This is a genomic window from Pseudomonas sp. PA-5-4B, assembly GCF_021606215.1.
GTDB lineage: Bacteria > Pseudomonadota > Gammaproteobacteria > Pseudomonadales > Pseudomonadaceae > Aquipseudomonas > Aquipseudomonas edaphica.
The window spans coordinates 74,750-97,664 of sequence record NZ_WKDB01000004.1; the positions used below are offsets into that span (position 1 = coordinate 74,750).

23 protein-coding genes are annotated in these 22,915 nt (G+C 59.0%); 14 read left to right on the top strand and 9 right to left on the bottom strand.

Annotated elements, in window-relative coordinates:
• The first annotated feature begins 8 nt into the window (after positions 1-8).
• The 3 genes from GIW28_RS03800 to GIW28_RS03810 are packed head-to-tail and all read left to right on the top strand — an operon-like array spanning position 9 to position 3,201.
• A complete protein-coding gene (locus tag GIW28_RS03800; RefSeq protein ID WP_056857994.1) occupies positions 9-785 on the top strand; it encodes an amino acid ABC transporter permease in 777 nt (258 codons plus the stop codon).
• 2 nt (positions 786-787) lie between these two features.
• Positions 788-1,567, top strand: a complete 780-nt coding sequence (locus GIW28_RS03805) for an amino acid ABC transporter ATP-binding protein (protein ID WP_065888097.1) — start codon at positions 788-790, stop codon at positions 1,565-1,567.
• A 23-nt stretch (positions 1,568-1,590) separates the two neighbouring features.
• Complete coding sequence (locus tag GIW28_RS03810; RefSeq protein WP_236446532.1) at positions 1,591-3,201, top strand: gamma-glutamyltransferase family protein; 1,611 nt, start codon at positions 1,591-1,593, stop codon at positions 3,199-3,201.
• Between the two features lie 112 nt (positions 3,202-3,313).
• Here GIW28_RS03810 and GIW28_RS03815 read toward each other — a convergent pair whose 3' ends face one another.
• On the bottom strand, positions 3,314-4,219 hold the full coding sequence (locus GIW28_RS03815) for a LysR family transcriptional regulator (RefSeq protein ID WP_017136660.1): 906 nt from the start codon (positions 4,217-4,219) through the stop codon (positions 3,314-3,316).
• Between the two features lie 95 nt (positions 4,220-4,314).
• Here GIW28_RS03815 and GIW28_RS03820 point away from each other — a divergent pair, with 95 nt between their 5' ends.
• The 4 genes from GIW28_RS03820 to gabP all read left to right on the top strand — a co-directional run bounded on the left by GIW28_RS03820 (position 4,315) and on the right by gabP (position 9,771).
• The gene (locus tag GIW28_RS03820; RefSeq protein WP_236446531.1) at positions 4,315-5,106 is read left to right on the top strand and encodes an SDR family NAD(P)-dependent oxidoreductase; all 792 of its coding nucleotides are present in this window, start codon (positions 4,315-4,317) and stop codon (positions 5,104-5,106) included.
• A 168-nt stretch (positions 5,107-5,274) separates the two neighbouring features.
• Positions 5,275-6,672, top strand: coding sequence for an aspartate aminotransferase family protein (locus tag GIW28_RS03825; protein ID WP_236446530.1), 1,398 nt, complete (start codon positions 5,275-5,277; stop codon positions 6,670-6,672).
• A 72-nt stretch (positions 6,673-6,744) separates the two neighbouring features.
• A complete protein-coding gene (locus tag GIW28_RS03830; protein ID WP_169987154.1) occupies positions 6,745-8,112 on the top strand; it encodes a glutamine synthetase family protein in 1,368 nt (455 codons plus the stop codon).
• Between the two features lie 246 nt (positions 8,113-8,358).
• The gene (gene gabP, locus GIW28_RS03835; protein ID WP_178110952.1) at positions 8,359-9,771 is read left to right on the top strand and encodes a GABA permease; all 1,413 of its coding nucleotides are present in this window, start codon (positions 8,359-8,361) and stop codon (positions 9,769-9,771) included.
• Between the two features lie 100 nt (positions 9,772-9,871).
• On the opposite strand, the gene GIW28_RS03840 is transcribed toward gabP, so the two are convergent.
• From GIW28_RS03840 to GIW28_RS03855, 4 genes are all read right to left on the bottom strand, one after another.
• Positions 9,872-10,891: an alpha/beta hydrolase gene (locus GIW28_RS03840; RefSeq protein WP_169987156.1), complete on the bottom strand. Its 1,020-nt coding sequence runs from the start codon at positions 10,889-10,891 to the stop codon at positions 9,872-9,874.
• A 15-nt stretch (positions 10,892-10,906) separates the two neighbouring features.
• Positions 10,907-11,362 (bottom strand): GNAT family N-acetyltransferase, encoded by a 456-nt coding sequence (locus tag GIW28_RS03845; protein ID WP_099547725.1) that lies wholly within the window; start codon positions 11,360-11,362, stop codon positions 10,907-10,909.
• 257 nt (positions 11,363-11,619) lie between these two features.
• The gene (locus GIW28_RS03850; protein WP_017137682.1) at positions 11,620-11,796 is read right to left on the bottom strand and encodes a hypothetical protein; all 177 of its coding nucleotides are present in this window, start codon (positions 11,794-11,796) and stop codon (positions 11,620-11,622) included.
• A 396-nt stretch (positions 11,797-12,192) separates the two neighbouring features.
• Positions 12,193-12,444 carry a hypothetical protein gene (locus GIW28_RS03855; protein ID WP_017137683.1) on the bottom strand — a complete coding sequence of 84 codons (252 nt, stop codon included), beginning with the start codon at positions 12,442-12,444 and terminating at the stop codon, positions 12,193-12,195.
• Positions 12,445-12,540: 96 nt separating this feature from the next.
• On the opposite strand from GIW28_RS03855, the gene GIW28_RS03860 reads away from it, so the two are divergent.
• Together GIW28_RS03860 and GIW28_RS03865 are read left to right on the top strand one after the other, a co-directional pair.
• The gene (locus tag GIW28_RS03860) at positions 12,541-13,326 is read left to right on the top strand and encodes an AraC family transcriptional regulator (RefSeq protein ID WP_017137684.1); all 786 of its coding nucleotides are present in this window, start codon (positions 12,541-12,543) and stop codon (positions 13,324-13,326) included.
• Positions 13,327-13,509: 183 nt separating this feature from the next.
• On the top strand, positions 13,510-14,874 hold the full coding sequence (locus GIW28_RS03865) for an ArnT family glycosyltransferase (protein WP_329606423.1): 1,365 nt from the start codon (positions 13,510-13,512) through the stop codon (positions 14,872-14,874).
• 8 nt (positions 14,875-14,882) lie between these two features.
• Here the strand turns inward: GIW28_RS03865 and GIW28_RS03870 are convergent, their stop codons facing one another.
• Positions 14,883-16,172 (bottom strand): MFS transporter, encoded by a 1,290-nt coding sequence (locus GIW28_RS03870; protein WP_017137686.1) that lies wholly within the window; start codon positions 16,170-16,172, stop codon positions 14,883-14,885.
• A 66-nt stretch (positions 16,173-16,238) separates the two neighbouring features.
• Positions 16,239-17,624: a M20 family metallopeptidase gene (locus GIW28_RS03875; protein WP_017137687.1), complete on the bottom strand. Its 1,386-nt coding sequence runs from the start codon at positions 17,622-17,624 to the stop codon at positions 16,239-16,241.
• A gap of 119 nt (positions 17,625-17,743) precedes the next feature.
• Between GIW28_RS03875 and GIW28_RS03880 the strand changes: the two genes are divergently transcribed.
• On the top strand, positions 17,744-18,628 hold the full coding sequence (locus tag GIW28_RS03880; RefSeq protein WP_017137688.1) for a LysR family transcriptional regulator: 885 nt from the start codon (positions 17,744-17,746) through the stop codon (positions 18,626-18,628).
• Between the two features lie 3 nt (positions 18,629-18,631).
• Here the strand turns inward: GIW28_RS03880 and GIW28_RS03885 are convergent, their stop codons facing one another.
• Positions 18,632-19,057 (bottom strand): helix-turn-helix domain-containing protein, encoded by a 426-nt coding sequence (locus tag GIW28_RS03885; RefSeq protein WP_017137689.1) that lies wholly within the window; start codon positions 19,055-19,057, stop codon positions 18,632-18,634.
• 81 nt (positions 19,058-19,138) lie between these two features.
• Here GIW28_RS03885 and GIW28_RS03890 point away from each other — a divergent pair, with 81 nt between their 5' ends.
• Positions 19,139-19,630 carry a DUF2938 domain-containing protein gene (locus GIW28_RS03890; RefSeq protein WP_026013751.1) on the top strand — a complete coding sequence of 164 codons (492 nt, stop codon included), beginning with the start codon at positions 19,139-19,141 and terminating at the stop codon, positions 19,628-19,630.
• Here the strand turns inward: GIW28_RS03890 and GIW28_RS03895 are convergent.
• Positions 19,594-20,145 carry a GNAT family N-acetyltransferase gene (locus GIW28_RS03895; RefSeq protein ID WP_017137691.1) on the bottom strand — a complete coding sequence of 184 codons (552 nt, stop codon included), beginning with the start codon at positions 20,143-20,145 and terminating at the stop codon, positions 19,594-19,596. The two genes, GIW28_RS03890 and GIW28_RS03895, sit on opposite strands and share 37 nt — an antisense overlap.
• Before the next feature lie 157 nt (positions 20,146-20,302).
• Between GIW28_RS03895 and GIW28_RS03900 the strand changes: the two genes are divergently transcribed.
• The 3 genes from GIW28_RS03900 to GIW28_RS03910 all read left to right on the top strand — a co-directional run bounded on the left by GIW28_RS03900 (position 20,303) and on the right by GIW28_RS03910 (position 22,814).
• On the top strand, positions 20,303-21,157 hold the full coding sequence (locus tag GIW28_RS03900; RefSeq protein WP_099547730.1) for a helix-turn-helix domain-containing protein: 855 nt from the start codon (positions 20,303-20,305) through the stop codon (positions 21,155-21,157).
• A gap of 47 nt (positions 21,158-21,204) precedes the next feature.
• Positions 21,205-22,275, top strand: coding sequence for an NAD(P)/FAD-dependent oxidoreductase (locus GIW28_RS03905; RefSeq protein WP_236446529.1), 1,071 nt, complete (start codon positions 21,205-21,207; stop codon positions 22,273-22,275).
• A gap of 239 nt (positions 22,276-22,514) precedes the next feature.
• A complete protein-coding gene (locus tag GIW28_RS03910) occupies positions 22,515-22,814 on the top strand; it encodes a putative quinol monooxygenase (RefSeq protein ID WP_017137694.1) in 300 nt (99 codons plus the stop codon).
• Positions 22,815-22,915: the final 101 nt, after the last annotated feature.

The window sequence follows — 22,915 nt, forward strand, 5'->3', positions numbered from 1 at the left end:
CTACCACGATGAATTTCAATTGGGATGTGTTCTGGCAATACCTGTTGCAACCCAGTGGGGTCTACCTCACCGGGCTGTGGCTGACTTGCCTGATCAGCGTGCTGGCGATGCTGCTCGGCTGTGCGCTGGGTCTGGCGGCGGCGCTGTTGCGCCTGTCGAAGAACCCGCTTTTGCACCTGCCGGTACGCCTTTATGTGTGGCTGATGCGCGGCACGCCGCTGCTGGTGCAGATCGTGTTTTTGTACACCGCACTGGCAGCGGGCGGGATCTTCCGCTTCGAGGACATCGAGCTGTTCGGGCTGATCATCCCCGGCAATATCCAGGCGGCGATCATCGCCCTGGGCCTGAATGAAGGCGCGTACATGGCCGAAATCATCCGCGCCGGCATCGGCGCGGTGGACAAGGGCCAGTACGAAGCCGGGCGTTCCCTGGGCATGGGGTTCGGCAAGCTGATGCGGCGCATCGTGCTGCCCCAGGCGTTTCGGGTGATCGTGCCGCCGCTGGGCAATGAGTTCAATGTGATGCTCAAAAACACCACCCTGGTCAGTGTGATCGGCGTGCAGGAATTGTTGCTCAGCACGCAGATGGTGACCTCGGCGACGTTTCGCGTATTCGAGTTGTACCTGGTCGTCGCGATTTACTTCCTGACCTTGACCACGCTGTGGGGCTTTTTCCAACGCTGGCTTGAACACCGTTTCGGCCAGTCCGATCGACCTTCGGCGCCACCTCCGGCCGCCAGCCGCATGTTCGGTCGCAGCACCCTGAAACTGCTGAGGGGACGTTAACCATGGCGCACCAAAGTGAAGAGCTGATCATTGACGCACAGGATATCCAGAAGTCGTTCGGCGAGTTGCAGATCCTCAAGGGCATCTCCCTGCAGGTGCGGCGCGGCGAAGTAGTGGTGCTGATCGGCGCCTCCGGCTCCGGCAAGACCACCTTTATCCGCTGCATCAACCTGCTGGAAGACATCCAGGGCGGGCGCATTCGCGTCAACGGCCGCGCCATGGGCTATCGCGAACGCGCCGATGGCAGCCTGGTGCGTGATTCGGAGCGCAACATCGCCCGTCAGCGCCGCGACATCGGCATGGTGTTCCAGCGCTTCAACCTGTTCCCGCACATGACCGCATTGGAAAACATTATCGAAGCGCCGATCCAGGTGCTCGGCGTGCCGCGTGCCCAGGCGCTGGAACAGGCTCGGGGCTTGCTGGCGCGGGTCGGCCTGGCGGACAAGGCCAGCCACTATCCGTCGATGCTCTCCGGTGGCCAGCAGCAACGGGTGGCGATTGCCCGTGCGCTGGCGATGAAACCCCAGGCGATGCTGTTCGACGAACCCACCAGCGCCCTCGACCCGGAAACCGTCGGCGAAGTGCTGCAGGTGATGAAGGAACTGGCCGAGGAGGGCATGACCATGGTGGTGGTCACCCACGAAATGGGCTTTGCCCGTGAAGTGGCCGACCGCGTGGTGGTGCTCGACCAGGGCGAGCTGATCGAACAAGGGCCGCCGGAGCAGATTTTCAGCCGTCCCAGCCATCCGCGTACCCGGGCGTTTCTCAGCCGCGTGTTATGACCTTTTTTTGAAGAGCCTTTGCCATGTTGAAATTCTCCGCTCACGAATACCCCTACCCGTCGCAACGCCAGAGCGTATTTGCCCGTCGCGGCATGGTCGCGGCGTCCCAGCCGCTGGCGGCCCAGGCCGGCATCGAAATCATGCAAAAGGGCGGCAATGCCATTGATGCCGCCATCGCCACCGCCGCTGCGCTGACCGTTGTAGAACCTACCGGTTGTGGCCTGGGTGGCGATGCCTTTGCGCTGGTGTGGTGCAAGGGCCAGTTGCATGGCCTGAACGGCAACGGCCATGCGCCGGCCGCCTTGAGTATCGAGGCGGTCAAGGCGGCGGGGCATCAACAGATGCCGCTGTACGGCTGGACCTCGGTGACGGTGCCCGGTTGCCCGTCGGCGTGGGCCGAGTTGTCCAAACGCTTCGGTAAATTGCCGTTTGCCGATTTGCTGCAGCCAGCCATCAGCCTGGCGCGCGACGGTTTCCCGTTGTCGCCGGTGGTCGCCCATCAATGGCAGATATCCTTGAACGAATTCAGCCCGCACCGCGATGACGTGCTGCAAGCCTGGTTCGACACCTTCCTCATCGACGGTCGCGCGCCCCGGGCAGGCGAAATTTTCCGCAACCCGGCCCAGGCCCGTACCCTGGAAGAACTCGCCGCCACCGGCTGCGAAAGCCTGTATCGCGGCGCGCTGGCCGAGCGCCTGGATGCGCATTCGCGCGCCAGCGGTGGTTACCTGCGCGCCAGCGACCTCAAGGATTACCGCGCGCAGTGGGTGGAGCCGATCCAGATCAATTACCGGGGCGTGGATGTTTGGGAAATCCCGCCGAGCGGCCAGGGCCTGGTTGCACTGATGGCGCTGAAGATCCTCGAAGGCTTCAACTTCGATCACCGCGACAGCCAGCAAACCTGGCATCGCCAGCTGGAAGCCATGAAGCTGGCCTACAGCGACGGCCTGCATTACATCACCGACCCAGCGCACATGCGCGTGGCGGTGGCCGACTTGCTGAGTGACGACTACAGCACCCGTCGCCGTGGCGAGATCGGCGAGCAGGCGCAGCCGCCCAAACCCGGCACCCCCCATGCCAGCGGCACGGTGTACCTGGCGACCGCCGACGCCGAAGGCAATATGGTTTCGTTCATCCAGAGCAACTACCACGGCTTCGGCTCCGGCGTGGTGCTGCCCGACAGCGGCATCGCCTTGCAGAACCGCGGGCAGGAATTCAGCCTCGATGAGTCCCATGCCAATTGCCTGGCACCGGGCAAAAAAACCTTCCACACCATCATCCCGGGGTTTCTCAGCAAGGACGGCCAGGCCCTTGGCCCATTCGGCGTGATGGGCGGCTACATGCAGCCCCAGGGCCATGTGCAGATGGTGATGAACCTGGTGGACTTCGGCCTCAACCCCCAGGCGGCATTGGACGCGCCACGCTGGCAATGGCTGGGCGACATGAAGGTCGGCATCGAACATGGAGCTTCGCGCGACCTGATCAATGCGCTGGCGCGGCGCGGGCACAAGGTGCAGACCGACAGCGACCTGACCGACTACGGGCGTGGGCAGATCATCCTGCGTGACCCGGCCACCGGCGTGTTGTGCGGGGGCACTGAGCCAAGGGCGGACTCACATATCGCGGTTTGTTGAGCGGCTACACAAGCGCTGGGCCAGACGGCCAATAATGACGGGGTGATGAGTTGTTTGATCTTCGCGACGGCGGGTTGGCGCCGCCGCAAGCCTCAATGTGCACTTTGACTCATCAAATACGACGAGGCTCGCCCTGCGTAATTTCGCGTATCAGGCTCAGGTAACGAAGCGCGCCCAGTCCCAGGGGCCGGTTTTTTACCCAGATGATATCGACCCATAACCGCATCTGACTCGGCATGTAGTCAAACACCACCTCCGTCAAAGCGCCTGACGTGATGAGAGGGTGTACCAGCGATTTTGGAAGATAAGCCCAACCCAATCCTTGCTGCACCAGGTCCAGCGTGGCCAGATAATTGTCGCTGTGCCAAATCCGCCGCGACAGCACAACACGTGGGTCAGAGTCTGCAGGCCCTCCTGTGGCGACGATGATCTGCCGAACGTTGACCAGTTGCTCCTCGCTCAAGGGGCTTTTCTTGCCGGCCGCCGCAGGGTGATCCGGAGCAGCAACCGCGACTAACAACTGGCTCCCCGCCTCAAGAAATGTTTCCCGCTCGTCAAGCCCTGGTCGTTCAAATCCAAGTGCCAATTGCACACGCCCTTCATGGAGCATGCGCATTGCCTCCGGATGGGACGCGGAGCGAATCTCGATTTCAAGCGTGGGAAACTCCCTGGCGATAATCGACAGCGGACGATTCCATACGCCTGTTTGCAACTCCGGCGCCATCGCAAAGACCAAGCGTTCCTCCAACCCCTGATGCAGCTGGAGGGCATGCGCATCCAGCAGGTTGATCTGGCTCGCGACCTGTCGTGCCTGGGGCTCAAGTGCCTTGGCGGCGGCGGTAGGAATGGCTTTGCGAGTTGATCGGTCAAACAGCAACAAATCCAGCTCTGCTTCAAGCTGCGACACCGCCATGTTGACGGCCGAGGGGACCCGGCCTAATTTTCGCGCCGCCGCCGAAAAGGATCCGCTGTCGATGACCGAAAGGAAAATCTTAAGTGACTCACTGGTAAACGCCATGGGGTTGTCAGATTTTCTGATGATGATTGTCTTTATGTATCAGATTTATTCGCCTAGTTTCTACTCTCTTTCAAATGAAGTACGTGGGGCACACCATGTTGGATACGCAATTGAGAGGGTATGTTGCACTCGTCAGTGGTGCCGGGAGTGAATCCGGGATCGGCATGGCTATTGCTCGCAGGCTAGGTGCATCCGGAGCGAAGTTGATCATCACTGCCAGCAGCAACCGCATTGTGGATCGGGTTAAAGAGCTGCGCCGTGAAGGGTTTGAAGTTGAAGGCCGACCTGTAGACCTCACTGATGAAAACTTGGTGCGTGAATTCAGCCTGTGGGCAGAGTCAGTCTGGGGACGGGTCGATATTCTGGTGAACAATGCCGGGATGTCCATGCACGGCAGCCCTGAGATTTTCTCGGAATTGGCGTCGATGGAACTGCATGACTGGAACCTTTCACTGGCCCGAAACCTGACCACTGCCTTTCTGCTGACCCGAGCCGTGTTGCCCGGTATGAAGGCGAGAAGCTACGGGCGCATTGTCAATATCAGTTCCACCACGGGCACCCGCGGGAGCAATCCGGGGGAAGCCGCTTATAGCGCCGCCAAGGCAGCGATGGTGGGCATGAACATGGGGCTTGCGCTTGAAGTCGCCAGCCAGGGGATTACCGTCAACAGCGTGGCCCCCGGCTGGATCACCACGGGTTCAACCACCCCCGTTGAAGCCGAGGCGGGGCGTTTCACCCCGATTGGGCGCGCAGGCAGCCCCCGCGAAGTGGCGGCGGCGGTTGCATTTCTGGCATCGCCTGACGCCAGTTACATCACAGGGGACGTCCTTGTGGTGGATGGCGGGAACTGTCTGGTCGAGAACAAAGCCCCTCACGGCGATTATTAAGTTTGAATACGCGCCAGCGCGCTCAATCCACGAGGGTGGGCGGGGGCGATAACCGAGATTTATAAAAGCGTGATGTATCAAAGAACCTATGAGTTCTTTGAGCCGTATCCGGCTGTCAGTCAGCAACGGACTTTTAATTAATTTGATAATTAACATGGGGTATTGATCATGTCGAAAAGTGGAATCAGTGAATCAGCGATTGCTGCTTTTACCGCCTCCGAGCGTGCCCGGTTTATACAAAACAACCCCACTTCACTGGCGCTTGCCGAGCGCGCCAAGGCGAATCTGTTCAACGGTGTGCCCATGCACTGGATGAGCGACTGGTCGATGCCTTCGCCGCTCTTCGTTCAGCGTGCCAAAGGGGCGCGCTTCACCGATGTCGACGGTCATGAATACATCGATTTTTGCCTCGGCGACACCGGCACGATGTTTGGCCATTCACCTGATCCTGTTGCCCGCGCCATAGCCGAACAGGCGAACAATGGCTTGACCACGATGCTGCCGGGCGAAGACGCGGTGGTCTGCGGTGAGTTGCTGGCTGAGCGATTCGAGCTGCCTTACTGGCAAGTGACCGCCAATGCGACTGACGCCAACCGTTATGTGCTGCGCTGGGCGCGCGCTATCACCCGGCGCAAGGTCTTGCTGGTGTTCGATGGCTGCTACCACGGCACCGTGGATGACGTGATGGTGCGCTACCGCGACGGCAAGACAGTGCACCGTTCAGGTCTTGTGGGCCAAGCCTACGACTTGAGCCAATACAGTCGCTCCATCCCCTTCAACGATGTCGCCGCACTGGAGGCGGCGTTAGCTCAGGGTGATGTGTGCGCGCTGATGTGCGAGCCGGCGATGACGAACATTGGCATGGTCCTGCCGGATCCGGGGTTCATGCAAACGTGTCGAGAGCTGACCCTTAAATATGGCAGCCTGTTGGTCATTGATGAGACCCACACTATTTCCACCGGCCTCGGTGGATGCACGCGCCAGTGGGATTTGAAACCCGACTTTTTTGTGGTGGGTAAACCCATTGCAGGTGGCGTGCCTTGCGCGGTGTTTGGCGTTAGCGAGCCAATCGCCTCGGCCATGCGCGACGTCCAGAAGACCATCAGCGAGGAGAGCGGTGGGCATGGCCACAGTGGCATGGGAACGACGCTGTCCGCCAACGCACTGGCGATGCGTTGCATGCGCGTCAGTCTCGAAGATGTCATGACCGAGTCTGCATACGAGCACATGCTGGCGCTGGCCTCAAGGCTGGCCCAGGGATTTCGAGGGTTGTTCAAGCGGCACCAACTGAACTGGTCGGTAACAGAGTTGGGCGCGCGTTGTGAATTTCAATTCTGTGCCACACCGCCAAGAACAGGCGCGCAAGCTGAGGCGGCTTTTCACGACAGCCTTCAAATGGCGTTGCATCTCTATTTGATCAATCGCGGAATCCTGATCACGCCTTTTCACAACATGACCCTGTGCTGTCCGCAAACAGGTGATGCGGATATCGACCGGCTGATCGCTGAGTTGGATAACGCGCTGACCACGCTGCTTGCCCTGCCTGGCGCGCGGGTTATCGCTTGATAACGGCACGTCTGAAAACGCCATTGTTCTTACATACTGCCAGTCGCTTGAATGAGCGCTAAGAGGTTTGACATGCAATTTGCGGATAAAAAAGAGGCCCTGGATTATCTGGCGGCCCACCCTGAAGTGCTGAGCATCGAGTTGTTCCTTATCGACGCGAATGGCGTTCCACGGGGCAAACTGTTGCATCGCGACGAACTGCTGGCGATCTACGAAAATGGTCGGCCATTGCCCAGTTCCATTCTCGCCTTGACCGTGCAGGGTGAAGACGTAGAAGACACAGGCTTGGTCTGGGAGGTTGCTGACGCCGATTGTTGGACATACCCCTTGGCGGGAAGCCTGACCTTGCAACCCTGGCGCACCAACCCCACCGGTCAAGTGCAGGTGAGCATGCACCCGACCCAAGGTATTCCCGCCGCACCGGCGGACCCGCGCCACGTACTGGTGAGCACCATCGAGCGGCTGAAAGCCGATGGATTTCATCCGGTCATGGCCGTTGAGTTGGAGTTTTACCTGCTGGACCGACAACGCGACGTCAACGGTCGGCCGCAGCCGGCGTTGCAGGCCAATGGCGTACGCCCTGTTGCACCACAGGTTTATGGCGTTTACGAGCTGGAGCAGCTGCAACCGTTTCTGGATGACCTCTACGCGGCGTGCGCGCTGCAGGGCTTGCCGGTACGTACGGCGATATCCGAGTACGCGCCAGGCCAGGTCGAGTTGACGCTGGAGCATCGGTTCGACGCACTCCAGGCCATTGATGAAGGCGTACGTTACAAACGCCTGGTCAAGGGTGTGGCCAACAAACATGGGCTGCAAGCGTGCTTCATGGCCAAGCCATTCAGCGATCAGGCCGGCAGCGGTATGCACCTGCACGTCAGCCTTGCCGACGAGCACGGCAATAACCTGTATGCGAGCGAAGACCCACAGGGCACGCCATTGTTGCGGCACTCCATCGGCGGGATGATGGAGACCTTGTTTGACGCTCTGGCGATATTTTGCCCCCACGCCAATTCATATCGACGCTTTCAAACCGGTAGTTACGCGCCGCTGGCTAAAAGTTGGGGCGTCAACAACCGTACCGTTTCGTTCCGCGTGCCCGGCGGCCCTGCAATCAGTCGGCATATCGAACACCGCATTTGCGGTGCCGATGCCAACCCCTATCTCGCCGCTGCCGCGTTACTGGCGGGCATTCACTACGGCATCACGCATGAAAGCGATCCCGGCGCGGCGATTGTGGGGAATGGCTATGAACAGGCGACCGATTTTCTACCCACCGACTGGCTGACAGCCTTGCAGGCACTGCAACGTTCAACCTGGGCACGTGAGGCGCTGGGCGCTGAGTTCCTGAAGGTGTTCCTGGCGATCAAGTGGCGCGAGTTCCGTCAATTCAATGCTGAAGTCGGAGAACAGGACTGGCGCTGGTACCTCACTCACGCATAAATGCTGGCCCGTCAGTTTGGGATTGCACGGCGCTCCGCGCACGTCTGCTGAGGTGCTGGATCAACTCAATGTGACACGTGTTGTGCCTTATGAAGCGCACTGCATGTCGATATCAGGCACTAGTGTGCCGTTATGAGGCTATTTTTGCGGTTGGAAGGCCGCGTATTGTGACTCGTCATTGGAGAATGATGATCGCCTGACCCTATAGTCAGAACGTCTTAAAGCCGATCACAGAGAACAATAAGAATGATCAACAGCCCAAGTTCGAAGGATGCAAGCGGCCAGCTGGCGCAGGGTTTCAAGCCGCGTCACGTCACCATGCTCTCCATTGCAGGGATTATCGGCGCGGGGTTGTTTGTCGGGTCTGGGCATGCCATTGCGGCGGCGGGCCCGGCGGTGATGCTGGCCTACCTGTTTTCCGGCCTGCTGGTGGTGCTGGTAATGCGAATGTTGGGAGAGATGGCGGTCGCCAACCCCGACACAGGCTCCTTCTCAACCTATGCCGATCAAGCCATCGGCCGCTGGGCCGGGTTCACCATCGGCTGGCTTTACTGGTGGTTCTGGGTGCTTGTGATTCCCATCGAAGCATTGGCCGCCGGGCATATTCTCAACCAGTGGTTCCCGCAGATCGACGCTTGGCTGTTTGCCTTGTTGTCGATCTTTTTGTTGGTGGTTACCAACTTGTTCAGTGTGTCCAAGTACGGCGAATTCGAGTTCTGGTTCGCGATGGCCAAGGTGGTGGCGATCATAGGTTTTATCGGCCTGGGGGGCGCGGTGTTGATGGGCTGGATTCCCGAACGGGAGGCCAGCGGTTTGAGCCGACTGATGGATGAGCATGGAGGCTTTGCGCCTAATGGTTTGTCGGCCGTCGTCGGCGCATTCATTACCATCATGTTCAGTTTTATCGGCACTGAAGCCGTCACTATTGCGGCTGCGGAGTCCAGCAACCCGGCGCAGAATATCGCCCGAGCGACACGTTCGGTGATGTGGCGCATCGGCGTGTTTTACGTGTTATCGATCTTCGTGGTTATTTCCGTGGTGCCCTGGAATGACCCGTTGCTGGCGTCGGTCGGCTCTTATCAGCGTGCACTGGAGTTGATGAACATTCCCCATGCCAAGCTGCTGGTGGATGTCGTCGTGTTGATTGCGGTGGCCAGTTGCATGAACTCCTCCATCTACATTGCTTCGCGCATGCTGTATTCACTGGGCAAGCGTGGGGACGCGCCAGCCTTGATGAAAAAGACCTCGGCACAGAGTGTGCCCAGGGCTGCGGTGATCGCCAGCACCATCCTGGGCGCGGGCGTGACCTTGCTCAGTTACTTCATGCCGGCTGGGCTGTTCCAGTTTTTGCTGGCCAGTTCGGGCGCCATCGCCTTGCTGGTGTACCTGGTGATCGCCGTTTCACAATTGCGCATGCGCAAGGTATTGCAACAGCGCAATATTCTGCTGACGTTCAAAATGTGGCTGTTTCCCTGGCTCACCTGGGCGGTAATTGTATTTATCTGCTGTGCATTGGCGGTGATGCTTTTAACGCCCGAGCATCGCTTCGAGGTGTCTTCGACGATCGGCCTGGCCTTGCTGATATCACTGGTCGGCGTCATCACCGCGCGGGAGCCCCACTCTGTACAAAAACCGATTCCCGCCGTCTCGCGCCCATGAAAGCACGGTCGGCGCACTGTTATTGGCTTATCCAGAGGTGAGTGGTTTTTTTGCCTGCGATTTACGTAATAGACACTTCGGTGTTTTTTTGTCTCGACCGTCACCCGAGTTTTCTACCCAGCAGCCAAGTGCTTATAGCCTCAACCAGTTCCGTCTTGCACTCCACCGGCAACCAATGCCCGCCGGACAAGCTGGTTACACTGAGGTCTGCGCAAGCCGCGCGCATGGGGTCGCCCAACCGATTGCCCTTGATGGTATTCATCGGGTCGTAGTCGCCGTTCACAAACAACACGGGCAATGACAGGCGACCGCCATCGGGCGCTCGGTGCGCATAGTCGATATTGGCATCGTCGTTCAGATACCACGCGCAGGGCGCGCGGAAACCATGCTCTTCGAAACTGCGTACCAGTGCAGCGAAGTCCGCCTGCGGCCATAGCGCCAGGTCTGGTCGAGTAGGTGGCGCCCGATGCGCCTCGCCAAACCGTCCACCTTTGCGGGTCACTTCGGCATTTGACGTCACCTTGGAGATATTCGCCGGGTCGCCTCGCCGATAAATCGACGCCAGCGATGCGGCTTTATCCGCATCAAGATCAGCGACAGCAGACGCAAAGTGCGTGTTGTAGTAGCGGTAGTAATCCCATTGACCGTCAGGGTACTGGTCCGCCGGATAGAGCGTTCGGTCCACCAGCGGGACGAGCGTGGGCAGTGCATTGGTGCTCGGGAAGTACGGCACCGACACCAGCACCACGCCACGGCTGCGCTGCGGTTGATGGGCGGCCAGTTCACCTGCCACCACGCTGCCCCAATCATGGCCCACCCAGATGGCGGGTGCGCCACCGAGATGGTCATGCAGCTCTGCCATGTCAGCCACGATGTGTGCAAGGGTGTAGGCGTTGATGTCGGAGGGCGCAGAGGAGCCCCCATAGCCGCGCATGTCGGGTGCAACGCAGTGCCAGCCTTGGGCAGCGAACGCCTCGATCTGCGCGCGCCAGATCAGGCTTAGTTCTGGCCAGCCGTGCAGGAAGATCATCAACGGCCCATCGGCCGGGCCCGACTCCAGATAGTGCGTGGTATGGCGGGGCGTGCTGTAAAAACGCGAAGTCAGCGTGGAAGTGGTCAAAGGAAATCCTCCTGATTAGCGCACGAACTTTACATAGACAAGCTCAGGGTCATGCTCATCAAGGTTCTCGATTCGCCCGCTCGGTATAAACCCGGCCTTGGCGAGCATGGCCTGGGACGCCAGGTTGGAGGCGTTGGTTGACGCAAACAACTTGGGCGTTTTGCACAACGCTTCTGCGCCCGCCAATAATTGCAGCGCCAGACCCTGGCGTTGATGTATCGGCGACACAACCACCAGCGCAACAAAGTCGTAGCTGAAAAACTCATCAGTCAACACCAGGTAGCCCGTGCATTCACCGGCAATGACGACGACCAGGCATCGCTGGCTAATTACCGCGTCATGGATAAACACGCGTCGATGAGCGTGGGCTGTGGCGTAGGCGTCCAACTCCACCAGGGCGCGCACATCATCAGGCGTGGCCTGGCGGATTAGCCGGTTTTCATGGGCCGGCGAGTGTCGGTCTTGGGCCATTGGAATCACCGTTGGGGCGAATGGGTAATGTATTAGTGTTGAAGGCGTTTGCAGTGTTCAAAAAAAGAACAGCGGGCAAGTGCATCAGCAGCATACAGCCAGCGCTGGCCTTGAGCGCCTCCTTGGCCAGCGCTTTGCTGTCAGCGTGTCAAGCACCAGGCCTGACGCGCAATGCCAGGAAGACCGGGCCGTCCTGGAAGGTACTGGCTTGCAGCTCATCGAGTGGATTGAGCGTATTTGTTCGCACCCCTGGGTTGCTAACGTGTGGAGGTATCAACCTGGTAGTCGATGTAATCTGTCGAGACGATGGTGCTGGTCGTGTTGGCGTCAGGTGTCCAGGTGAAATCCAGGACTCTTGCGGCTTTGATCTGCTCCTGCGAGACGGTGGCCTGGGTGGTAGTGGTAGCGCCTGACTGCTGCAAGTCGTCGTTCATGATACTCATCCTTAAGTAAAGTGCGTGCTTGAATGCGGGTCGACATGGCCCGAAGCGTATGACTGCCGTCATAGCGCTATTTTTCTACAGCGCAAGCGTGCTTCATTTTTTATGCTGTGTGGATAAACAGTGGTCTGAGTTTTGTCGCCTCGCAACTGTGGCGAGGGAGCTTGCTCCCGCTGGGGCGCGAAGCGGCCCCAAAAATGGGACTGCTACGCACTCCAGCGGGGCCAATCGCCCTCGCCACGGGTCAGTGATTGTCAGCTCGAACGCTTAACTGGCTGGCATTACGTAGGCTGGGTTGTTTTAACTCAGCTGCGCGCCGCCATCCGCACGTGCGTATTGCGCCAGCAGATCGGCCGCATCCTGGTAGCAACCCGTCCGCCAGTCGTGCGCTCAATACTGATCCACCAGGCGCTGCAACTGCGGGTCTCGAATCCTGAACACCTCGAACAGCCCAAGGGCACGTAACGCCGGGAGCAACGCCAGCAGGTCCTGCTCGGCGACGGTTCGCAGGTGTGCATCGGTGTTTGGATCACACCAGGCCTGGGCATTCACCAGAAAGGCTCCGACGCTGCCTTTGCGGATCACAACGCCGTGGCGTTCAGTCTGGTTCTGGTCATCGGGCAACAGTTCTTCGGCGCGCATGCGGTGTATTCCTGGGAGTTGAGGCTGCGACTATAGACGCACCAATGTGGCCTAGGTACGCTATTGAAGACAATCAATAGTCCGCTAAGGCCACTTATGTCCGCTCCGCTGATTCCCACTTCGGTATTAACGGCTGTCGATGACCCGCTGGTTGTCGCCGTGGTCCGAGTGGGCGCTGAACCGCGTATCACCGAACGCCATTGCCATGCGCGTGGGCAGTTGCTGGGCACACGCCAGGGCTTGTTATCGGTGGACGCCGGCGTCAGCCAGTGGGTGGTGCCGGCGACCCATGCGGTGTGGATCCCGCCGAATGTCGCCCATGGCGCGCGCTCCCATGGTCCCTTCGCGGGGTGGAGTGTCTACGTGTCGCCGCAGGGCTGTGTCGAGCTGCCGGATACGCCTTGCATCCTGGCCACCTCCGGCCTTTTGCGCGAGGCGGTGATGCGCGCTGCCGCCTGGCAGAGCCCTGAACTGGATGCTGCGCAGCAACGCTTGGCCGGGGTGATTGTGGATGAGATTCGAACCTTGCCGCGTGTGACCCTGGGCTTGCCGATGCCTCAGGATGCGCGCCTGCGCAAGATCGCTGAGGCGCTGTCCGATTGCCCGGATGACGAGCGCCACCTGCAGGAATGGGCGACATGGGCGGGCATCGCTCCGCGCACACTGACACGTCGCTTTGCGCTGGAAACGGGGTTCAGTTTCACCGCGTGGCGCCAGCGCGTGCGTTTGTTGCGCGCGCTGGAGAGGCTGGCGGCGGGTGTGCCGGTCACGCGTGTGGCGCTGGAGTTGGGCTATGACAACGTCAGTGCTTTTATCGCGCTGTTTCGCCGCACGTTTGGGGTGACGCCTGGGCGTTACTTCACAACGCATGAGAGTTTATGAGTAAAAAATCAATACCTGAAGTTAGTGGTTTGCACTTTTAATGATGGTTATTCAGCTGTTGTTCAGGTCGAATTAAACTGAATAAACAGGGCGTATAACCTTTACAACTCTTTACCTTTGCAGTCTGGATGAGCGAAAAAACAACATGCTAGCCTGCGCGTTTTCGACAGGCAGCAGGCGCGCATGAAAAGGCTAAAGGAACTGGCTGTAAACAAGCCCTGTTCATCAATATTTATAGTGGCGTTTATTGTATTGGCTGTGCTGCAATACAAACCGGCCGTGCTCAACTACACCACACGCTTTGTCGACTTTGCCGAGTATATGCTCGCCCATGGCGTGACACTGTTTCCCATTGCTGATGACCTGCAGCCATACCCCGATTACACGGTGCTCAATACACTGCTTGTGTACCTGGTTTCCTTGCCGTTTGGGCGTGTATCCATACTGTCGATGGGGCTGCCTTTTTGCGTGGCGGCTGCCTTGATGCTGGTGTTTATTTACAAGCTGGGTGCCCTGCACGAAAAAAAATGGGGCGCCTATGCGGTGGTCTTTGCGCTGTTTACCTGGTCATTTCTGGACGGCGTGAATTCCTTGGCGCTGGACATCTACCCGGCGCTGTTTACCGTGATGTGTTTTTACCTGGCTTATGCGGGCCAACTGCACCCGCACCGTTTTCATGTGCTGCCGGTACTCCTGGGCCTGGCGCTGGGCTTTGCCTTTCGTGGCCCTATTGGCCTGATCGGCCCGGCGGGCGTGGTCGCCTCCTATTATCTGTTAAGTCGACAATGGCGCCTGCTGGTGGTGTTCTGCTTGCTCGCAGGCCTGGTGCTGGCCGTAGGTATCACAGTGCTGAGCGGCGCGGCCTACCTGCAAGGTGGGCAGGCTTTTGTGCAAGAGGTGCTGGTTATGCAAGGCTTGGGGCGCTTTGGCACTGATCACGCCCCGCGTTATTACTTCTACTTCTCTGCAGGCTTGCTCACCTATGGCGTCACAGCCTTTATCGCATTAAACGTGATCATCAAGACGGGCAAACACTTCTTGGATCGCTCGCCGGCGCCGGCCACTCAGATGCTGCTGTACCTGACGGGTTGGTTATTGGTAGTGATCGTACTGTTCACGATTCCAAGTTCCAAGAAAGCGCGTTACATTCTTTCGATTACGCCGGCGATTTCATTATTGGCCGCGTATATCTTCGTGGATCGCAGCCAGCGCTTTGCAAGTACCCGCGACAAATTGCTGAAGTTCTGCCTCAACTTACCTATGGTCGGCCTGGGCATGCTGTTACTTGCCTTCCTCTATGGCGTGTTTGCAGCGACGCCGCTGCGGCCTAACTATCTTGGCGCGTGTGTCGGGTTGATCAGCCTTATTGCCATTCGCCCTTGGGTGACGTCACGGTTTCATGTACATCCACACCGGGAGTTCGTACTGTTGTGTTTTGGTGCTGCCGCCTTCCTGGTCCTGGATATGTTCTTCTTTAATTCGATTACTTACCACCTGGAATTGGCCGATGAGCCGACACCCAAGTTTCTGCCTTATTGGTTCTGGTAGGCGCGTTGCTATCGCAGTTTTAACTTTCGTTTGGCGACCCACAAGGCACTGATGCTCAGGGCGGCCGCCAGGATCAGATAAAAACTGGGGGCCAGTTGCGAACCTGTCAGCGCGATCAGCCCCGTGGCGATCACCGGCGCAAACCCGCCGAAAATCGTCACCGACAGGTTGTAGCTCAGCGACATGCCCGTGACGCGGGTCTGCACCGGGAACACATCGGCCATGAGTGAGGCCAGTGGTGCGAAGTACACGGCCTTGATCAACGCCATCATCGACACAACCAGCAGTAGCGACGTGGCACTGGGAACTGTATTGAGCCACATGAACGCCGGAACGATCATCAACATATAGAGGATCGAGGCCCACAGCATGATCTTGATACGGCTGACAAAGCCGGTAATGAAGCCGACAACCGGTGTGACCAGGGTCAGGATCAAGCCCCCGGTCAGGGTCGCCAAAAAGCCCGATGACTGGGGTATGTTCAAGGTGGTGGCGGCATAGGACGGCATGTATTTGATCATGAAGTTGGAGGCCGTCGACACGATCAACACGCCCATGGCCACCAGCAACAAGGTCTTCTGTGAATACAGTACGTCCCTTAACGGCTGCGAGCCCGGCTCGCTTTCCTTGAAGTCGGGGGACTCCTCCACCGTGCGGCGGATATAAAGCCCCACCGGACCCAGGATCAAACCAAAGAAAAACGGCACGCGCCAACCCCAGTCGAGCATCTGTTGATCGTTAAGGCAGGTGGTCAGGAAGTAGCCGAACAGCGAGGCAATCACCACACCAAAACCCTGGCTGGCAAATTGTAGGCTGGCGACGAAGTTGCGGGTCTTTTGCGGCGCGTGTTCCATCATGAACGCGGTTGAACTGCCAAACTCGCCGCCGGCGGAGAAACCTTGCAGCAGGCGGGCAAACAAAATGCCGATGGGTGCGATGATTCCGATGCTTGCATAGCCCGGCATTACCGCGATCATGGCGGTGCCGATCAGCATCAGCAATATGGACAGGCTCAAGGCTTTCTTGCGCCCTTGGCGGTCGGCATACGAGCCCAGCACCGCAGCGCCCAAGGGGCGAATCAGGAACGAAATACCGAAGGTTGCGAAGGCCAGGAACAACGAGACGGCCGGGTCGGCGGCGGGGAAGAATACCTTGCTGATGGTCAACGCAAAGTAGGCGTAGACCGACAGGTCAAACCATTCGAGGGTGTTGCCGATCAAGGCGGCGCCGACCGGTTTCCAGATGGATTTGGCCGGGTCGGTTGCCGGTGTCACAAGGGTAGGTGATAACGCTGTCATGTTCGACGCTCCTGGTTTTGTAAGTGTGTGAGCGGCAGAGGCAAAGGGTCGAGCCCATTGTTTTTATCAGGCGCGCGAGTGCGCGATGTCGCCCAGTTCCCAGAACAGGGCCGTCATGATCTGCAGGCCTTCGAGTACCACCGAACCCAGCAGGTGTTCATCGGGCGCATGCTGCGAACAGCCGGGGTAGGAGTGCGGAACCCACACGGTGGGCAGCCCCAGCACATCGGCGAAAATGTCGTTTGGCAGCGTACCGGCAAGGTTGGGCAGTACCGCGACCTGCCTGGGCGTGGTGTCGCTGATGACTTTTTTCGCGAAACGCACCCAGGCATTGTCCGGGTCCAGGCGCGTGCTGGGTGTGCACCGATCGATCACGATGTTCACGCTGTGAAAACCCTGCGCATCCAGGTGCTCGCGCAACAGGTGTTCCAGGTTCTGCCAGTCGGTGCCGACCACAAAACGCAGTTGGCAATGCGCGATGGCTGACGGTGGAATAGCATTCACCGGCTTGGCAGGGTTGCCGGCGGTAAACGCCAGAATCTCCAGGGTGTTCCAGGCAAACAGGCGTTCGCCCAGGGTCAGCCCTGGCTCACCCCAATCCACATCCAGTGGGCGGCCGAGCGCATGTTGATCGATGCCCAGGTCATGAATGGCGTCACGCACCGAGTCGGGGATCGAAGCGGGTACCAGCCCTCGGCAGCAAATGCGGCCATGCTGATCCACCAGGCTGGCCAATGCATTAGCCAGCACTATGGCGGGGTTGGACATCACGCCGCCCCAGTTGCCAGAGTGCAGGCCTTTGTCGCGGGCCTGCACCTGCAAGGAGAACAGTGCCGAACCGCGAGAACCGAGAAATAGCGTCGGGCGGCTGTCGTTCAGGCGTGGACCGTCCGAGGCGATAAATACATCGGCGTGCAGCAGCGCCTGGTGAGCCGTGCAGACCTCACGCAAACCGGGCGAACCGCATTCTTCCCCGGTTTCAAACAGCACCTTGACGTTAAACCCCAGGCGCCCCTGGCGAGCGTTAATCACCGCTTCCAGCGCCGCCAGGTTGATGCTGTGCTGGCCCTTGTTGTCGGCGGTGCCGCGCCCATACCAGCGATCACCTTCTATCGTCAGCACCCAAGGGTCGAGGCCTTCACGCCATTGCTCGGCGTAACCCAGGACCACATCGCCATGCCCATAGGTGAGCACGGTCGGCAGGTCGGCGCTTTCGTGGCGCTCAGCGAACAGCAATGGGCCTGCGCCTGTCGGGTTGTGCAGCGGCTGGCAGGCAAAGCCCATGCGCTCCAGCGCCGGTTGCATTTCCTCGTGCAGATAGCGCGCCAATTCGGGCGCCTGGCTGGGTGCCTGGCTTTCACTGCGAATCGCCACACGGCGACGCAGGTCGGTTTCGAAATGGCCGGCAGAGAAGTGCTGGCGAACACTGGCAAGTGCCTGTTGCTTGGACATGAGCGTTCCGATACGGCTAAAAGATTCAGGCCAATATAGAAGTCACCTAGCAGACTGTATATTGCTGTTTTTTGAAGACTGGGTTCTAATTAATAGATGCTTTTTTAAGGAAGACACCCGTGGATTACCGTTACTTTCTGGCCGTATTCGATTCTGGCTCCCTGGCCGCCGCTGGTGAGCGCTTGCACATCGCGCCCAGCGCGGTCAGCCGCCAGATCGCGTTGCTGGAAGAGAGTGTCGGCGTGGCGTTGTTCGAGCGTCGGCCACGGGGCATGGAGCCGACGGCGGCGGGTAACGCACTGGCCCACCATGCCCGACGTGCGTCGTTAGAAGAGCAAGCGTTGCTGTCGGAGCTGCGCGGCGGCGATTACCCTGGTGCGCGGGTAATTCGCCTGGTGTCCACAGAGGGCCTTTCGCGTTATTTCCTGCCCCATGTGCTGATCCAGCACTACCAGCAAGCCCCTGCCTTTCAGTACGTGCTGGAGGTGATGTCGCCGCTTGAGTGCGCAGAAAAAATCAAACGTGGCGATGCCGATGTAGGGCTGACGTTCAGCACCGCGCCCACTGATGGCGTCGAGATCCTCTACTCAAGTCGCTCGGCCATTCGCGCGCTGATGCGTGCCGGTCATCCGCTGTCGACGCTCAAGACATTGCCGCTGCGTGCGCTGCTGCCGTTCCCCTTGGCGCTGACCCCAAAAGGTACGACTCTGCGGCAGTTGTTCGATCTGGTGTGCGAAATGGAAGGGCTGCACTTCAACCATGTAATGACCTGCAACTACTCCGGCGCGATCCATGAGTTTGTTCGCCATTCCGACACCATCGCGTTTGGTGGTGCGATCAGCCAGCGGGTGAACGACAGCAGTGACCTGGTCTCGGTGCCGCTGTCGAACTCGCGATTTTCCGACCGCACCATTCAGGTGCTGACTATGCCTAAACGTACGCTGCCCGTTTCGTTGCAAGGCTTTATCGAGACCTTGATCGGCTGCCTGCAACGGGTCAACTGAACACTAACGTGTCAGGCTCGCGCCCGCGTGCCTGGCACGCTTGAACGCCCCCGCGGCGGCAATGTCGAGTAACCGCCGAAAGTTCGGGCATTGCGCGTGGTCGGGAGCAGGGCAGGCCGCAGCGTGGCGCAAGCCGCGGCTCATGGCTTGCAGTTGTTTGACCGTCGCGTCGAGTTCATCGGCCTTGGCCAGCAGCAGCGTTCTGTCCACCGTGGCCTGGCCATTGGGGGACAGCATGGCCTGTATCTCGTCCAGCGACAGGCCGCCCGCCTGGCCGAGGGCGATCACCGCCAACTGCTCAATCACCGCCGCGCCAAACTGACGGCGAGCGCCGGGCGGGCTGATGGAGGTGATGAGCCCTTTCTTCGCATAAAAACGCAAGGTGTGAGCCGGCACGCCCGTGCGTTTGACCACCTCAGTGATATCCATTACCAGACCCTTGACTTGAAGTTGACTTCAACTTCTATGATGCCTGCGCAGGTTAAATGGGTCCATGAATTAGAGGTCGATATGGCATCGCTGCACGTGGCTGCACAGGTAATTTTATTGGGGGCCGGGGCTACGGTCGTGATGGATATGTGGATGCTGTTGATGAAGGCACTGAAGGTGCCCACGCTGAATTTCGCCTTCGTGGGGCGCTGGGTCGGGCATGCGTGCCAAGGGCAGTTTACCCATCGCAGCATTGCCCAAGCGGCGCCCGTGCAGGGCGAGGTCGCCCTGGGCTGGATCGCGCACTACGTCACCGGGATTGTGTTTGCGCTGCTGCTGGTGGGGATAGAAGGAGTCGACTGGTTGCAGGCGCCCACATTCATGCCGGCATTGGTGCTGGGTATCGCCACCGTGGCTGTCCCGCTGTGTGTCATACAACCTGCCATGGGCGCGGGGTTTGCCTCCTCCAGGACACCCACGCCGGGCAAGAACTGCCTGCGCAGTCTGATCAGTCATGCGGTGTTCGGCGTGGGGCTTTATCTGGCTGGAGTATGTTCCAGCCACTGCTGGTAAGTGATACGGCTGATGTGCTCGGTCCGATAATCGTCGAAGAAGGCGTTGTAACGGTTTTCCTCGGTGTGATGAACGCGAAAGCCACACTTCGATTGAACGCTACAGGACTGGGTGTTATCGGCAAAGTAACCACACCAGAGCGCTTCAAGGTGCAAGGTTTCAAAGGCGTGTCGCATCACTTCGCGCACGGCTTCGGGGATCAGGCCTTTGCCCCAGTACGGCACGCCGATCCAGTAGGCGATTTCACCTTCACGCTCGCTGATCTCAAAGTTGCTGTGGCTGCCGATCAGGATGCCCACGCAGCCCACCGTGCGGTGGTTCTCTTTGAGTTCGACGGCGTAGACTTCTGGGTGATTGAAGACGGTGCGGATGATCTCGGCACTTTTCTGCACACTGGTGTGCGGCGGCCACCCAGCGATGGGGCCGACGCGGGTATCCTTGGCATATTCGTAAAGGTCGGCGGCGTCTGTGTCTTGCCAGGGGCGCAGCAAGAGTCGTTGTGTGTTCAGTGGCATGGCCTGTGTCCGTCAGCGATGGGTTCGTTTGGCACAGCCTAGTGACAGGCGCCTGATCGGTACACGCCAGTACCTTGGCGATTTCGGTACTTATCGAAACTCCTCTGTCCGCTGATGATAGGATTTACGCTCTTGCAGGTTGCAGCGCTGAGGCTTAATGCATCACATTCCGAAACTTTCTTCCCCCGATGACCCGCTACTGATGGGCGAGACCACCTTGGCCGAAGGGCTGGGGCTGCCGCTCGCTTTCGGTCATGCGTACCTGACCTTGCTGGTATGCCTGTCGGGCAGTGCGCGCCTTACTCTGAATTTCAAAGAGCATGCGGTAAGGCGCGGTGATGTGCTGGTTCTGGCTGAGGACACGATTGCCTTGTTCAAGCGCCACTCACGCCAGTTCAACGTGTTTTTTTGCCTGATACCCAAACGCTTTGCAGCGGAGGTGGCCTACCCACTGCCAAACCCCTTGTTTGTGTTTTTGCATGACCATCCCCATTGCGTGCTTGCCCCGTGCCACAGGCCGCTGATAGAGGGCTGGGTCGCACAGATGCGCGACATCGCGGGCAACTGTCCCACTTACCGGCACATCATGCTGCGCAACCAGCTGCAGACGTTTTTCCTGAAGATCGCCGAACAACTTCCGGCCCAACCAGCGGGCGGTCGGGCGTTCAGCCGCAAGGAAATGCTCAGTTGGCGGTTCTGGGAGCTGATTGGCAAGCATTGCACCCGTCATCGAGAAGTGAAGTTCTACGCCGATGCGTTGAGTATCACGCCGTTCTACCTGTCGCAGCTGACCAAGGCGTTTTTCAATGACAGCCCCAAGGGCTTGATCGATCGGCAGGTCACCCTGGAGATCAAGGCGCTTCTTTCTTACAGTAACCTGGCGATTGGTCGTGTGGCGGACGCTCTCAACTTTGCCGATGCTTCCTACTTGTGCCGCTATTTCAAGCGTCAAACCGGGGTTTCACTTTCCGGCTATCGCAGGCATCAGCATGCGGCAAGCGGGCAGGGTTGATCTGCGGCCCAGGGAAGAAGCAAGTACCAGGCAAGGGAGTTGTTTTAATGAACCAATACGATCTGATTATTGTGGGGGCCGGCATTCATGGTGCGGCTTTGGCCTATTACAGCGCCAAGGCCGGGCAGCGCGTGATGCTTATTGAAGAAGCCCGGCCTGCCAGCGGTGCCAGCGGCCATGCCTTTGGGTGGATCAATGCCAGTGCGTTGATTGAACCCGTGCAGCATCTGGCGCAAAACGTGATGGATGATTACCACCACCTTCAGGCTGCGTTGCCATCGTTCCCGTTGCGTTGGTGTGCAGAATTGACCTATGGCGTCTGCCCGGAAAATCCCCAAGCATCAGCAGCGGGCCTGAACCTTTCTTCCCTTCAACCGCGTACGGTTTCGCAGGCTGAAATCCGAGTAATTGAGCCCAATCTTGCTCACCCGCCTCTTCACGCCCGTTATACGCAGGCGGCAGGGATCATCTCGCCGGTCGAAGCCATTGAGTGCCTGGTTCTGGCCGCTGAAGGCTTTGGCGCACGGGTAGTCTGCGATTGTGCAGTCAGCCAGTTGCTCGTTGAAAATGGCCAGGTTGTGGGCGTCAGTACGCAGGCAGGCAATTGGTATGGCAAAAAAACGGTACTGGCTGCGGGCTTGGGAGTGCTTGATCTTTTAGTTGGCCAAAGCCTGCATCTGCCCATTCGACCGTCTCCGGCGATTCTGTTGAAGTTTGAAGTGGCGCAGGCGCTGCTCAATGGCATTGTTTCGAACGCCGATATGGAGGCTCGTCAAGGCGACACCTGTACGCTGATTGCGGCTGAAGACTACATCGACGATACGCCCGAAAATGGCCCCGCTGCCATTGGGCTCAGAGCCCTTGAGGCCATTCGTGGGCAGTTGAACGGTGCACAATCCATCGCGCTGAAGTCCGTAGCGGTGGGGTGGCGACCGCTGTCTGACGACCACCTGCCTATTGTGGGGCCAGCGGGCGACGACGGCGGGCTTTATATCTTGAGCGCCCATCCAGGCTTGACCCTGGCGCCCACCTTGGCGCGGCTCTTGAGCGAAGAGCTGATCACCGGTGTCGCGTCGCCATTGCTGGGCAACTTTCGGCCGATGCGTTTTCGGGTGTGAGCGCCAGAACCTTGTATCGTCAGCTGCCGTTTCAATCACTTTCAACATTCCATTGAAAGTCTATGCGCCCCGAGCGGATGGCTAACGCAGCCGGGGTTTCATTACGCTGGGTTTCTCCTTAACCACCTGCGGCGTATATCAACATGGTATTTAAAAACCTCATCACTTCTACGGGTGTGACGCTGCTTGCGCTGTTGATTGCAGGTTGTGCGAGCCATTCCCCTGACGGAGCGACCCCTGTGTCAAAACCCTTGGTTTCCATCGCCGTACTCAAAGCCAAACCTGGCAAACAGCAGGCACTCAAACACGGCCTGCTGGCCCTGGTTGCGCCAACGCGCACCGAGCCCGGTAACCTCGACTATGTGCTGTTTGAGCTGCGCGACGCCCCCGGCACCTTCTACATGCGTGAGTCGTTCAAGGACCAGGCGGCCCTCGATGCGCATTTTGCCACGCCGTACTTCAAGCAATTTGCAGCCACGGCCGACGACTTGCTTAGCGAGCCGCTGCAGCTGATTTTCCTTGAGCAAGTGTCGAACTGAGCCATTCGTCATCTTGCACCGTTATCGACATAACGGTGGTGCGACGCTGAACCTGTGGCAAGCAGGCTTGCCACAGTCAGAGTGTTCGTCCTTTCGCGCTG

Excerpts from the sequence above, each read along its gene's own strand:
- GIW28_RS03805 (WP_065888097.1), top strand. The coding sequence starts at position 788 with ATGGCGCACCAAAGTGAAGAGCTGATCATTGACGCACAGGATATCCAG.
- GIW28_RS03810 (WP_236446532.1), top strand. The coding sequence starts at position 1,591 with ATGTTGAAATTCTCCGCTCACGAATACCCCTACCCGTCGCAACGCCAG.
- GIW28_RS03905 (WP_236446529.1), top strand. The coding sequence starts at position 21,205 with ATGAACCAATACGATCTGATTATTGTGGGGGCCGGCATTCATGGTGCG.
- GIW28_RS03900 (WP_099547730.1), top strand. The coding sequence starts at position 20,303 with ATGCATCACATTCCGAAACTTTCTTCCCCCGATGACCCGCTACTGATG.
- GIW28_RS03845 (WP_099547725.1), bottom strand. The coding sequence starts at position 11,362 with ATGGCCCAAGACCGACACTCGCCGGCCCATGAAAACCGGCTAATCCGC.
- gabP (WP_178110952.1), top strand. The coding sequence starts at position 8,359 with ATGATCAACAGCCCAAGTTCGAAGGATGCAAGCGGCCAGCTGGCGCAG.
- GIW28_RS03800 (WP_056857994.1), top strand. The coding sequence starts at position 9 with ATGAATTTCAATTGGGATGTGTTCTGGCAATACCTGTTGCAACCCAGT.
- GIW28_RS03885 (WP_017137689.1), bottom strand. The coding sequence starts at position 19,057 with ATGGATATCACTGAGGTGGTCAAACGCACGGGCGTGCCGGCTCACACC.
- GIW28_RS03850 (WP_017137682.1), bottom strand. The coding sequence starts at position 11,796 with ATGAACGACGACTTGCAGCAGTCAGGCGCTACCACTACCACCCAGGCC.
- GIW28_RS03830 (WP_169987154.1), top strand. The coding sequence starts at position 6,745 with ATGCAATTTGCGGATAAAAAAGAGGCCCTGGATTATCTGGCGGCCCAC.
- GIW28_RS03825 (WP_236446530.1), top strand. The coding sequence starts at position 5,275 with ATGTCGAAAAGTGGAATCAGTGAATCAGCGATTGCTGCTTTTACCGCC.
- GIW28_RS03865 (WP_329606423.1), top strand. The coding sequence starts at position 13,510 with ATGAAAAGGCTAAAGGAACTGGCTGTAAACAAGCCCTGTTCATCAATA.
- GIW28_RS03890 (WP_026013751.1), top strand. The coding sequence starts at position 19,139 with ATGGCATCGCTGCACGTGGCTGCACAGGTAATTTTATTGGGGGCCGGG.
- GIW28_RS03875 (WP_017137687.1), bottom strand. The coding sequence starts at position 17,624 with ATGTCCAAGCAACAGGCACTTGCCAGTGTTCGCCAGCACTTCTCTGCC.
- GIW28_RS03860 (WP_017137684.1), top strand. The coding sequence starts at position 12,541 with ATGTCCGCTCCGCTGATTCCCACTTCGGTATTAACGGCTGTCGATGAC.
- GIW28_RS03895 (WP_017137691.1), bottom strand. The coding sequence starts at position 20,145 with ATGCCACTGAACACACAACGACTCTTGCTGCGCCCCTGGCAAGACACA.
- GIW28_RS03870 (WP_017137686.1), bottom strand. The coding sequence starts at position 16,172 with ATGACAGCGTTATCACCTACCCTTGTGACACCGGCAACCGACCCGGCC.
- GIW28_RS03855 (WP_017137683.1), bottom strand. The coding sequence starts at position 12,444 with ATGCGCGCCGAAGAACTGTTGCCCGATGACCAGAACCAGACTGAACGC.
- GIW28_RS03820 (WP_236446531.1), top strand. The coding sequence starts at position 4,315 with ATGTTGGATACGCAATTGAGAGGGTATGTTGCACTCGTCAGTGGTGCC.
- GIW28_RS03815 (WP_017136660.1), bottom strand. The coding sequence starts at position 4,219 with ATGGCGTTTACCAGTGAGTCACTTAAGATTTTCCTTTCGGTCATCGAC.